Source organism: Citrobacter sp. Awk 2, assembly GCF_028069815.1.
In the GTDB taxonomy this organism is placed as follows: domain Bacteria; phylum Pseudomonadota; class Gammaproteobacteria; order Enterobacterales; family Enterobacteriaceae; genus Citrobacter.
This window is the reverse complement of record NZ_JANEWL010000023.1, coordinates 21,648-34,228: the sequence shown is the minus strand read 5'-3', so window position 1 is coordinate 34,228 and position 12,581 is coordinate 21,648. Positions and strand designations below refer to the sequence as shown.

Below are 12,581 nucleotides of genomic sequence, written 5' to 3'. Positions count from 1 at the left end.
CATGCGGCAATGTGGTTACTGATTGAAGAAGGCGCGTTGGATAGCCAGTTCAACGCCGCGTACTTCAGCCAGGCCTTTAAGGCGACCAATAGCGGAATACCCTGGGTTGGTTTTCTTTTTCAGATCATCAAGCATTTGATGACCATGGTCTGGTCGCATGGGGATAAGTGAGGCGTTGCCTTCCGCTTTACGTCGCTGTTCTTCTTCGACTATCGCTTTCACGACGCTGTACATATCGACATCCCCGGAAAGATGCGCCGCCTCATGAAAGGTTTTGGGATTATCTTCGCGTTGTGTGGAACGCAGGTGCGTAAAGTAAATCCGCGGGCCGAACTGTTTGATCATATCAACCAGATCGTTGTCTGCGCGTACGCCGTAAGATCCTGTACACATCGTAAAACCGTTGGCAGTACTGTTTACGGTATCCACCATCCACTGCATATCTTCTACAGTAGAAACGATGCGCGGCAGGCCAAGAATTGGGCGCGGCGGATCGTCCGGATGAACCGCCATACGTACACCTACTTCTTCCGCTACCGGGATAATGGCTTTCAGGAACCAGGCAAAATTTTCCCGTAAGGCCGCTTTGTCGATATCTTTATAGGTTGCAAGGTGGCTACGGAATTGGTCCAGCGTATAGCCTTCCTCGGCACCTGGCAGACCGGCAATGATATTTCGCGTCAGCCGGGCTTTGTCCTCTTCGCTCATATCCGCAAAACGCTGGTGAGCCTGTGCAATTTCCTCCGCGCTGTAGTCCGCTTCCGCACCGGGACGCTTGAGGATATGCAGTTCAAAGGCGGCAAACTCAATCTGGTCAAAACGCAGAGCCTTTGAACCATCGGGTAGCACATACTCCAGGTCGGTACGGGTCCAGTCCAGAACCGGCATGAAGTTGTAGCACACGGTAAAGATGCCGCAGTGGGCGAGATTGCGCAGCGTCTGCTGGTAATTCTTGATCCATAGATCGTACTGGCCCGTGTGGGTCTTGATGTCTTCATGGATCGGCACGCTTTCCACGACCGACCAGACCAGACCCGCTTTTTCCACGATCGCTTTGCGTTTGAGAATTTCTTCTACGGACCAGACTTCACCGTTTGGAATATGGTGCAGCGCAGTTACCACACCCGTTGCACCGGCTTGACGAACATCGGACAACGACACGGGATCGTTCGGGCCATACCAACGCCAGGTTTGTTCCATCGCTTTATCTCCTGGAAAAATTAATGAAAGGTCGCATTGATCTTCAGATAGCGTTCCGGATATTGATCGAGTTCCTTCACGGCGTCAGGCACATCATCAATATTCACCACCTTGCTGACGACATCCGCAGGATTAATGTTCAGCGTAGCCAGCATCTGTAACGCTTCTTCGAATTCGCCAGCACTGGTACGTGATCCGCGCAGATCCAACTCTTTAAACGTGATCAGGTTAGTGGGTAACGATGTCTCCTGTTTTGGCCAGCCGGTGAAAGCAATACGACCCGCAAACGAAGCAAGATCCAGCGTTTCGCGAATTGCACTGTTGGCACCAGATGCTTCGACGACAACCTGTGCCATCGTCCCTTGCGTGATATCTTTTATCGCCTCAACAACTTGGGTGTTCGACGGATTGATGACGTAAGGCACGCCCAGCGATTTTGCGTACTGAAGTCGTTCGTCCACGATATCGATCAGAATTGGCGTCGCACCGTAGCGCAATGCGCTCAATGCAGCCATCAGACCAATCGCACCGGCTCCAATAATGGCGATATGCTCTCCGGCCGTCAGTTTGGCGCGATGTAACGCATGCAGTGCGATAGTCAATGGTTCAGCCAACGGAGCCATCTCAGTGGCGACGTCATCCGGGATTTTGTGAATCAAATGCGCGGGGTGAGCAACCACCTCCTGCATTGCACCATCAATATGTACGCCAATGACCTTCAGGTTTTCACAGCAATTTGTTCTCCCCACTGAACAGGGGTAGCAATGACCACAATAAATATAAGGATCAACAATAACGCGGTCACCTTCCTTAATATTTGCTGGCATGCCATTGCCTTGTTTAATAACAATACCCGTGACTTCATGTCCAATAATACGTGGATAGGTCACCAGGGGGTTAGTACCGCGAAATGCACCTATATCAGATCCACATATTCCAGCAGCATCAACTTTTATTAATACTTCATTATCTTTCTTTTCTGGGTAATCAACCCAACGGGTTTCAATTTCACCAGGTTTATTGATGTAGACAGCTTTGACTTTCATTTGTTTTTAATCCTTTATTTTTGACAAATACGAATACCAGACAGCTGGAAACAATCGCAATAGCACCAGCCAGATAGAATGCGTAATCATATTTACCGCTGAACTGAACAATAAATCCGGTGACCAGAGGGCCAATAATTCCGGATATATTTGCCAGCCCATGCATGGCGCCACCGACGCTACCCACTTTATCTTTGTGCACGACATCCTGAATAACTGCCCAATAAATAGGTCCAGTCAAATACAGCAGGAATAACGAGACTGACATCAATCCAACGGCACTGCCGATAGTGGTAACCGTTCCAGAAACCGCCACACAGATTGCCGCTCCAGCCAGGCAAACACCGAGAATGAGACGGCGAGAAAGCAGGGCGTTGCCCGTCACCCGATAGATAAAGTCAGAGCATACGCCACCCAATACCATGCCGATTGCACCAATTACCCAGGGGATCACCGTTGCAATACTGATTTCTTTAATATCAAGGTGTAGCGAGTGGTTCAGATAGCTTGGGAACCAGGTCAGGAAGAAAAAGAGTATGTAGTTATAGCTGAAGAAGGCCAGCGTCGTTGCCCACACCATCGGCTGCTTCATGTAGTAGCCGAGAGAAGGCATCGCTTTACCGTCATCCGCTAAAATGATGTCATCATGGTTTTCAAAATCGACACGTTCTTCCGGGGCGAGGTGTTTACTTTTTGAGGGTTTATCACTGGCAATGAAATACCAAAGTAATACCCAGGCTAAACCAAACAGGAAAATAATACCGAATGCCGGACGCCAGCCTAATGAAAGAGCCAGCAGACCAACCACCGGACCGGAAATTGCGCCGCCCAACGGCGAACCTGCGCTGAAAATACCGATGGCAGTGGCCGATTCTTTACGCGAAATCCAGTTGTTGATAATTTTATTACCAGCAGCACTGACCGGTCCTTCAGCCATGCCGAATAATACGCGAACAGCCAGCATAGTCCATAAGCCAGTAACCAGACTGGTCATCCCACAAAATACTGACCAGAGTAATGCGGCGACCAGAAATACTGTTTTGGGGCCAAATCGGTCACTGGCCCAGCCACCGATAAAGTTAAATAGTGCATAACCAACAAAGAATGCGCTGAATATCATACCCATCTCAGCAGCATTGAATCCTAATTCCTTTTCGATGAGTGGAGCGGTGATCGACAATGCTGAACGATCCATATAGTTAAGCATGTAAACTATAAAAAGAAGAAAAACGATAAGCCATCCCATTGTTTTTCTTTTCATGATATATCCTCTTATTGTGGTCTAGCGGCCTGACCACAATATTTAAAACCTATTTTAAGATCACCATTCTTTTGATACGAATGTGATCAACATAACGAAAAATTAGCGCGTTAAATAATCACGATCAAATGCGTGTTTGCATATCTTTATGAATTTTAAGGTTTTTAATGTTAGCGGTGAAATTTAGGATAAAAACGAGCTCCGTATTCAACACCTATTTTGGGTGGATATTGCAATAGCGTCGTACAGGGAGAACGGCGAACGTTCAGCGCAAATCAGTCAACCAGCGCAGCGGCCAGGTACAGTCACAGTGGTATCCCACCCGCTGAGAACGGAAAAAGGGTTCATAACGATCTCTTTTTGTAATGTTTCATTAACATTTGAGCTACATGTCACAGAATCAACGATGGGACTAAAAGTCGCTTTGACACGCTTTGGGTTACCTTCTAGAGTGGAAAAATACAGATTTTAGATAAGAGACTATCTGTGAAATTAAGATGGTCTCTTATTGCATTTTTTTAGCTAATGGCGACCTTCTTCCGAATATTATGAAGGGGAAAGCCATGTCCGCATGTTCATTCTCAAATCCGATAAAAATCCGTGGTGTAGATGATGTTATTAATTGCATCGATGCCAGGGGAAAAATCAGTGGCAGAGCTGGTGTTATTTGGTGGTTGGCACTAGGCGGTCTTTTTCTTGATGCTTTTTCAAATTCAGCCCTCAGTGCTGGATTAAACCCAATGACCCGCAATTTAAATCTTACTGCGACCGAAGTTGCACTACTCACCTCATTTTCATCCTGGGTCGCCATATTATTTAACCCGATTGGTGGCTGGATAGCCGATCGCTGGGGTCGTGTGCCACCGCTGATTATTGCCAAAATAATGGCGGTGATTGGTGCTTTGTTGGTGATGTCATCTTCCAGTTTTAGCACGATTATCGTAGGTCGCTTCTTTGTTGGTGTCTCTTACGGGATGGACTTTGCTGTGGCAATGGCCATGCTGGCAGAGTTCACGCCTGTGAAACTCAAAAGCCGTCTAAATACCTGGCAGGGTGTCTGGTATGTTGCCGTTTGTTTAAATTTGGTATTAGCGCTGATGTTTTACTCATGGGACGTAGGTGATGCCATCTGGCGTTATTCTATTGCTGTAACGGCGTTATGTGGACTCATCGTTCTATTTTTCCAGTTCCGCTATTTAGTGGAAAGCCCGGTTTGGCTGGCAAGGAAATCCCGATTACCTGAAGCTATCGTTGCCATGAATAAAATATACGGTGACCAATTTATTCTGGCGCCGAAAGCAGAACAGAAACCCGTTATTGGGCAGGCTGAAAAAGGTGCAAAAAATGTGCTGTTAATATTTCGTGGCGTCTATTTACCACGTACGATTCTGGCTTCGACCGTTCAAATCTGTCAGTCGATCCAATATTTTGGTGTGGGCTGGTATTTGCCGGTTATTAGTGCTGCGATGTTTGGTAAAAACTTTGTTTACGCAACCTTGTGTTCACTATTTTTTAACGTTTTCGGTATCGTTGGCGGTTTCTTATCTCCCGCCATTGGCCGCCGTCTGGGGTTGCGCCGCTCCTCGGCGATCGGCTTTGCCGTGGCCTTCCTCGTGCTACTCACGCTGGGTCTGTTCAGTGACACTATGCCACTTTGGGCCTCTTTGTTGGTCCCTGCACTGTTTATTCTTTGCCACTCTGGCGGACCTGGTGCAAACGGGAAAAGCCTGTCGTCACTCTCTTTTCGCAGTGAACTGCGGGCTGGTGCGAACGGCGTGGTCGGTGCGCTCGGAGCAATAGGTGCGGCGCTTGGGCTGTTTATTTTCCCGGTCTTCCGTGATTTGTATGGCCTGCAAACGACCTTCCTGATCATGTCTGCCGTGCCGCTGTTTGCGAGCATTATCTGTTTTGTTATTCCGTGGGACCCCACTCGCACCACTATTCAGCCGGATAACGAGCCAGGTGCACCGCAGTTCGAATCACCCCCTTCACCTTATCCAGAGTCGATGGCCCCAGAATCAAACAGGAGTACGAAATGAGTGGATACGAAGATGTCATTCTGGCTATCGATGAAGGTACATCGGGGACCCGTGCGGCAGTTGTTGCACAAAATAGCCAGGTTCACTGCCTGGAATACCAACCGCTTCAGGTCAGTAGTCTGCGTCATGGTGTGGTGGAACAAGATGCTGACGAAGTCTTGCAGGCCACTATTGAGGTTTGTCGCAAAGCGATAGCTAACGCGCAATGCAACAAGATGCGCATTGTGGCGCTGGCGATTGCGACCCAACGCTCAACGGCAGTGCTGTGGGATGCGCAAACGGGCAAGGCATTAACTCCGGCGATGGTCTGGCAGGATGCGCGTTTCACCGATGAACTGGCCCAGCTAGCCCCTGAATGGGATGCAAAACTGCTGCCGCTGATTGGGCGACCGGTTGGGATACGCTCTCCTTATCTTTGGGCGTCGCACCATCTTGCCAATACGCCTGCGGTGGCGAAGGCGTATCAGGCTGGAACACTGGTCTTTGGTACCGTTGATAGCTGGTTGCTTTGGCATTTGGCGCAGGAGAAAAAAAGTGTCACCACACCGACAAATGCCACCTCTGCTGGCGCGTATTGCCTCAAAGAGCATCACTATCATTTGCCATGGCTACAGACCCTGGGCTTCCCGGCGTCATTGTTGCCTGAATTACATGACGATGCCGATGACTTCGGCACCACGCGTGAAGATATTCTGGGGATTAGCGTGCCAATCCTGGCCTGTGCAGGGGATCAGTTTGCAGGGGCGATTGGGCTGGGGTGTACCGAGCGAGGGCAGGCTTTTTGTATGCATGGCACTGGCAGCTTTGTTGATTTAATGATGGGGCCAACGGTACCAACATTGCAAAAGGGCTGTGAAAGTACGCTCACCATGACGGCGCGCCGCCAAAAAGGGCTTTCGCATTTCTCTGTCGAAACCTTTGTCCCCACTACCGGTTCGGCGCTCAACTGGGTGTGCGAAAAACTGCATTGGTTTGACTCACCTGAACACATCAGCGAGCTGGCCGCGCAGGCCAGCGACGCGGGTGGCGTAAGTTTTATTCCGGCGCTAACGGGGCTACGCGTACCCCATCTCCAGCCTCATGCCCGTGCGTCCCTGAACGGTATCTCAATCTCGACCACGCGCTCGCAGGTGGCCTACGCGATTCTGGAAGGGATTGCGCATTCGGTCGCGGCCTGTATTCGCGCAAATGAAGCGGCAACCGGGATCCCCACAAAAGAGTTGGTGGTCGGGGGAGGGTTATCAAATAGCGATACGTTATTGCAAATCCAGGCCGATCTTAGCGGTATTCCCGTGCGGCGAATGGCTGAAACGGCGCGGGCAAGCTTACGTGGCGTTGCGTTTTTGGCCGGTGCCGATGGGCTGCTGTGGGACTCGCTGTCGGATGCCTGCGCCATGCTAAAAACCGCGCGGCTATTCGAGCCAAAAATCAGTCATGACCTTCGCGAACAAAAAATTAACCGCTGGGCGATGCGTATTGCACTCGAAATGGAAGCCGCCGACAGCCTCACCTCAGCTAATCAGGAGCACACTTACTCATGAAGTTTTTCCCTTCGCGAAAGCCCAACAAAACCTGTAGTGAGATGTACGGTGCAGAGCCATTACGTCTCCAGCGTGCTGAACAACTGGATCGACTGGAAAGCGACACCTACGACATGCTGATTGTCGGTGGTGGCGTAACCGGAGCCTACGCGGCGTTGGATGCCAGCCTGCGTGGCTACCGGGTGGCGCTGATTGAGAAAAGTGACTTTGCCTCAGGCACTTCATCAAAGTCATCGAAAATGGTACACGGCGGTCTGCGCTATATCGAACAAGGAAATCTGGGACTGGTTCGCCACTCTTTACTCGAACGCCAGCGTATGCGGAGGAATGCCCGTCATCTGGTGCAACGGTTACCCTTTTTATTCCCGGTGCTCGATAAAAATGGCGTATTCGACAAGCGGATGTCCGCTGCATTTGAAAGCCTGCTCTGGACCTACGACCTTGCGGGAGGATGGCGGGAAGGCATCCTTCACCAAAAATTGACCCCTGCGGAAGTGCTGTCGCATTGCCCGACGCTCAAAGAAGAACAGCTATCCGGTGGTTTTATGTATTTCGATGCCCGCGTCGACGATGCCCGACTGACGTTGGCATTGGTGCGCACGGCGGCGTTTCATGGCGCGGTGGTGACCAACCACGCGGAAGTCATCGAAACCACGCGCGACCGGCACGGCAAAGTGAATGGGGCCATCGTCTATGCCGATGGCAGAGAAATTCAGGTCAATGCGCGGGTTGTCATCATGGCGACGGGCGTCTGGCTGCGTGACTGGAATGGACTGAAAAAAGGTGATGCATCGCCGCTGAATATCCGTCCTGCCAAGGGGGTACATGTTGCTATTCCGTGGATGAAGATCCGCAATGATTGTACGGTGACGATCCCGGTTGCCGGGCGCAGTCGCCGTGCGACGATCACCCGTTGGGGCAACGTTTCCTATTTGGGTACCACGGATGAAGATTATCAGGGCGATCTCAATGATGTTCACTGCAATCGCGCTGAACTGGACTTTCTGCTGGAAGGTGCGAATTCGGCATTGAAAACCGATCTCCGCCCGGAAGACGTGGTGGGAAGTATCGCCGGTTGCCGCCCTCTTGTGGGGACGGCGGGAGGCAAGACCGTTGAGATGAAACGTAATCATGAAATCACGGTTGCGGCAGATGGTCTGATTACGATTGTCGGCGGCAAACTGACGACATCACGTCATATGGCAGAAGAGACCATCGATGCCGCCAGCAAAATACTCGGCCGTAAAAAGGCCTGCTCAACCAAAACCGCCTGGTTGCTGGGGGCGGCGGGCTATGACCCGCAGGCGATTCTGGCATCGGGCGGTTTGTCTGCGCACCTGGGGGAGCGCTACGGGACTGAAGCGCATTTTGTCAGTGACCTTATCCAGTCCAATCCCTTACTGGCAAAGCCAATTGTGGAAGGTCTCCCCTATACCGAAGCGGAGGTGGTGTATGCCGTGCGCCATGAACTCGCCAGTACCATTGATGATGTGTTATCGCGCCGAATTCGTGCCCGTCTGATGGCTCGTGATGCGTCAGCGAATGCTGCGGAACGCGTGGGGGCAATTCTGCAACAAGAGCTCAAGCTTCAGCCTGAACAGGTGGCCCGGCAGGTAGCCAGCTATCGGGCGGCAATTAAACATGAAAAATCAACACTTATGGGGACATCCGAATGATCAGTAAAGAAGCGATTAAACGCGGTTACAACCGTGGAAATTATACGGTAGGTGCACACACACGCCCGGCATGGGCGACGGATATCAAAAGCAGTGGTGGCGCGAAAGGGATGCAGATTGATCCGGTGGCGATGAGCGAGGCAACGTTTGATCGGCTGCGGGTCATTGCAGATGAAGTGCTGACGTCTGAGGCCGACGTGATTTCCTGGACCCGCGACTGGTGGGCCGGATCGATGATTGCGGAAACCCAGAGCGCACCGGCCACGTCAAAAGGGGCGATTGTACGTGTCTCTACGGTAGAACAAATTCAGGATGTGATGCGTCTGGCGAATGCATTGGCAATCCCGGTTACGGTTTCCGCTGGGCGCAGTAACGTCACTGGTGCCGCATTGCCGTTGCGGGGGGGCATTGTGCTGGACGTTTGCGAACTCAACAAACTTATCGACTTCGATCCACAAAGCCAGATTGTTGACGTTGAAGCCGGCATGTTCGGCGACATTTTTGAACAAACTATCCAAAAAGAGTACGGCATGACGATGGGCCACTGGCCGTCATCGTTTGGTATCAGTACCGTGGGCGGTTGGGTGGCCTGTCGTGGCGCGGGACAGCTGTCGACCCGCTACGGCAAAATTGAAGATATGGTTTATGGGATGGATGTCGTCCTTGCCGATGGCCGCTTAATTACCGTAGGTGGCTATGCGCGTAGCGCAACGGGGCCTGATCTACAGCAGATGTTTATTGGTTCTGAAGGCACATTGGGTGTGATTGTCCGTGTGCGTCTGAAACTGCATCGATTACCTGACTATGGCCGTGCCATCGCCTGGGGTTTTTCCAGTTTCGCCAGTGGACTGGAGGCATGCCGTGAAATTTTACAGCATGGCGCGAACCCCGCAGCGTTGCGCCTGTACGATAACCTGGAAAGTGGCGTGCAGTTTGGTCTGCCAGAGACCAATGTCCTGTTGATTGCGGATGAGGGGGAGCCTGAGATTGTCGATGCGGTGCTGGCTATCAGCGAACGTGTGTGCCAACGCAGCGGACAACAACTCGACGGCGAGGCTATTTTTGAACGCTGGCTGGACACCCGATATCTGACCGGAAAAAGTGCTGAAGGCTTTAAAAAGAGCCCGGGTCTGGTGGCAGATACACTGGAAATGGTGGGACGTTGGCGCGATCTGAGCGACGTGTATGATGATGTGGTGTCTGCGATTAACGCCGTACCCGGCACGCTGGCGGGGTCAGCGCATCAGTCTCACGCCTACATTGACGGCGCATGCCTCTATTTCTCATTGCGCGGTGATGTGGCGATTGAGCAACGTGCGGCCTGGTACCGTGCAGCATGGGATGCAGCAAATGCGGTGCTAATTAAGCACAACACCTCCCTTAGCCACCATCATGGTGTTGGTCTCCTGCGTTCGCCTTATATGCAGGCTTCTTTAGGCGAATCGCTTTCCGTTCTGGCGGATATCAAATACGCGCTGGATCCGAAAAACATCCTTAACCCTGGCAAACTGGGGTTAAGCGTCGATCTTCCTTCACATCAGGCAGGTCAATAATGATCAAAAATCTTGGCGTGCTCCTGGCACGCCAGCCCGTCATCATGGCGATTTACGGTATTGAGCAATTGAAAACCGCGCTGTCCAGCAAGGCAGAAGTCTGCATTATTGCCAATATTGACCTGATTAAGCTCCATCCGGTGATCGAACTGCTGTCGAAGGCGGGGAAGTACGTCATCGTGAATATCGACAGCTGCAATGGGCTGTCCCAGGATAAGGGCGGCATTGATTATGTGGCCGAAACGGGAGCGATGGGGTTGCTTTCGACGCGTTTACAAACCGTGCAGCGTGCGAAAAAGTGTGGACTGGTGACGATGCAGAAAATCTTTGTCACCGACCGTTCCACCTGGTTACGTAGCCTGAAAGCCGTAGAACAAAGCGAACCCGATTACGTGCAACTGATGCCTGCGCAGATGTTGCCGCTACTCTCACAGGCTGACCGTAATGTGTTGCCGCCGATAGTGGCATCAGGCTTCGTCTGTAACGAGGAACATGCTCAAACGGCGCTGTTACACGGCGCGATAGCTGTTTCGAGCAGTGATAGCGCGTTATGGGATATAGACCTTCACCGTTAGAACACCGGGAGCCCGACTATGGAGAATTCACAACTTTTTGTTATTGCAAATTATTTTTCTCGTCAGGGAATGGGGGACAAGGTCAATGATGCGCTCAGACTGCTTGCGGATGCCTCGCGTCAGGAGCCTGAAAACATCACCTATGAGTTTTTCCGTTCCACGGAAGACGGCGATCGCTTTGTGATTATTGAGACTTATCGTTGCGCACAAGGTCTCGAAATTCACCGACAAACGGAGCATTTTCAACGTATTGGCGTTGGGATTATTAACCCGTTGCTTGAGCGTAAAGAGGTGAAAAGCTTTCTCACTCATGCCGATGCACCGCGTAGTTAAAAGCTGGTCATTTTTACTACCAGGAGTACATCAATGAACACTGTCATGAAGGATTTTACGTTTTCAACTGTACCGGAAATTATCGTCGAGTGGGCGGGAGCATCACGAGCAGGGGAGATTATTCAGCCGCGATTTAGCGCGCGTCGCGTGTTGTTGGTGACCGACCCCGGACTGGTCAAAGCCGGGATTCTGCCGCCTGTTTTGCATAGCCTGCAAGCGGCTGGGTTTCAGGTGACGGTCTATGATCGGGTCCAACCCGATCCGCAGGAACGTCTTGTCCGGGAAGCCTTACAGGTTGCTCGCGATGGCCATTGCGACATGGTTATTGGTCTGGGCGGCGGCTCCTCGCTGGATGTCGCGAAGCTGGTGGCCGTGTTAATCCACTCAGAGCAAGATCTGCAGGCGCTTTACGGTATTGGCAAAGTGTCTGGGCAGCGTCTGCCGTTGATTAACATCCCTACCACGGCAGGGACGGGATCAGAAGTCACTAATATTTCGATTTTGACGACCAATGATGACAGCAAAATGGGGATTGTCGCACCACAGCTATATGGCGACCTGGTGCTGCTGGATGCGCAATTGACGCTTGGACTTCCTCCGGTTCATACGGCGGCGGCTGGCATCGACGCGATGGTTCATGCCATTGAGGCTTATACCGGTAAACATAAGAAGAACCCGATTTCGGATGCGCTGGCACGGGAAGCATTACGCTTAATTAGCCGCCATCTGGTGACGGCCTGCCGTGATGGCCACAATCGGGAAGCCAGAGAGAGTGTGTTGTTGGGGGCAATGCTGGCAGGTCAGGCTTTCGCCAACTCTCCCGTGGGGGCGGTGCATGCGTTGGCATATCCATTAGGGGCTCGCCATCATATTCCACATGGTTTGTCGAATGCGCTGATGCTGATTCCGGTGCTGCAGTTTAATGCGCCAGTCGCTGCGCCGTACTATGCCGAGTTGGCTGCTGTCATTGGCGAGGAGGTGTCGGGGGATACGGAGAAAGATGCCGCGGTATTTATTGCTGCGATGGTACGCATTATTGCTGAATCTGGTGCACCGAAAAGGCTGCGCGATGTCGATATCCCTGCTGAAACGCTGGCGATATTGGCTCAGGATGCCATGCAGCAGACCCGTCTTCTGGATAACAACCCTGTTCCGCTCACTGCAGACGATGCGTTGCGGCTATACCAACACGCGTTTTAAACAGAACACTCGCCAGAAGCGTGTCCGGCGAGCGGATTGCCGGACACTGTTTTGGCCGATGACATCGCGAGAACAACCGAATAGACATATCGAATCCAGGTGTTAGTATTCAATAGATAGCAGTTATGAGTATGCGTGTTTCATTTCCGGCCAGGAA

Annotated in this window: 10 protein-coding genes; 7 read left to right on the top strand and 3 right to left on the bottom strand. The window is 51.6% G+C overall.

Translation table 11 applies throughout. The annotated features are described in order from the left end of the window. Window positions 1-15: 15 nt before the first annotated feature. From uxuA to NNO02_RS08645, 3 genes are read right to left on the bottom strand one after another with little or no spacing between them, the layout of a single operon-like run. The gene (gene uxuA / locus NNO02_RS08655) at window positions 16-1,200 is read right to left on the bottom strand and encodes a mannonate dehydratase (protein WP_271441289.1); all 1,185 of its coding nucleotides are present in this window, start codon (window positions 1,198-1,200) and stop codon (window positions 16-18) included. A 20-nt stretch (window positions 1,201-1,220) separates the two neighbouring features. Then, the gene (locus NNO02_RS08650; protein ID WP_271454585.1) at window positions 1,221-2,246 is read right to left on the bottom strand and encodes a zinc-binding dehydrogenase; all 1,026 of its coding nucleotides are present in this window, start codon (window positions 2,244-2,246) and stop codon (window positions 1,221-1,223) included. Next, on the bottom strand, window positions 2,218-3,507 hold the full coding sequence (locus NNO02_RS08645) for an MFS transporter (RefSeq protein ID WP_048213619.1): 1,290 nt from the start codon (window positions 3,505-3,507) through the stop codon (window positions 2,218-2,220). Before NNO02_RS08645 ends, NNO02_RS08650 begins: the two co-directional genes overlap by 29 nt. 548 nt (window positions 3,508-4,055) lie before the next feature. On the opposite strand from NNO02_RS08645, the gene NNO02_RS08640 reads away from it, so the two are divergent. The 7 genes from NNO02_RS08640 to NNO02_RS08610 are packed head-to-tail and all read left to right on the top strand — an operon-like array spanning window position 4,056 to window position 12,424. After that, window positions 4,056-5,546: an MFS transporter gene (locus tag NNO02_RS08640; protein ID WP_333908925.1), complete on the top strand. Its 1,491-nt coding sequence runs from the start codon at window positions 4,056-4,058 to the stop codon at window positions 5,544-5,546. Then, window positions 5,543-7,087, top strand: a complete 1,545-nt coding sequence (locus tag NNO02_RS08635) for an FGGY family carbohydrate kinase (RefSeq protein WP_271454583.1) — start codon at window positions 5,543-5,545, stop codon at window positions 7,085-7,087. The genes NNO02_RS08640 and NNO02_RS08635 overlap by 4 nt, the downstream gene beginning before the upstream one ends. Then, on the top strand, window positions 7,084-8,763 hold the full coding sequence (locus NNO02_RS08630; RefSeq protein WP_271454582.1) for a glycerol-3-phosphate dehydrogenase/oxidase: 1,680 nt from the start codon (window positions 7,084-7,086) through the stop codon (window positions 8,761-8,763). The genes NNO02_RS08635 and NNO02_RS08630 overlap by 4 nt, the downstream gene beginning before the upstream one ends. Then, on the top strand, window positions 8,760-10,316 hold the full coding sequence (locus NNO02_RS08625) for an FAD-binding oxidoreductase (RefSeq protein WP_271454581.1): 1,557 nt from the start codon (window positions 8,760-8,762) through the stop codon (window positions 10,314-10,316). Before NNO02_RS08630 ends, NNO02_RS08625 begins: the two co-directional genes overlap by 4 nt. After that, on the top strand, window positions 10,316-10,891 hold the full coding sequence (locus NNO02_RS08620; RefSeq protein ID WP_271448701.1) for a glycerol-3-phosphate responsive antiterminator: 576 nt from the start codon (window positions 10,316-10,318) through the stop codon (window positions 10,889-10,891). The genes NNO02_RS08625 and NNO02_RS08620 overlap by 1 nt, the downstream gene beginning before the upstream one ends. 18 nt (window positions 10,892-10,909) lie before the next feature. Further along, window positions 10,910-11,224, top strand: coding sequence for a putative quinol monooxygenase (locus tag NNO02_RS08615; RefSeq protein WP_271454580.1), 315 nt, complete (start codon window positions 10,910-10,912; stop codon window positions 11,222-11,224). A gap of 33 nt (window positions 11,225-11,257) precedes the next feature. Continuing rightward, window positions 11,258-12,424 carry an iron-containing alcohol dehydrogenase gene (locus tag NNO02_RS08610; protein WP_271454579.1) on the top strand — a complete coding sequence of 389 codons (1,167 nt, stop codon included), beginning with the start codon at window positions 11,258-11,260 and terminating at the stop codon, window positions 12,422-12,424. Window positions 12,425-12,581 lie beyond the last annotated feature (157 nt).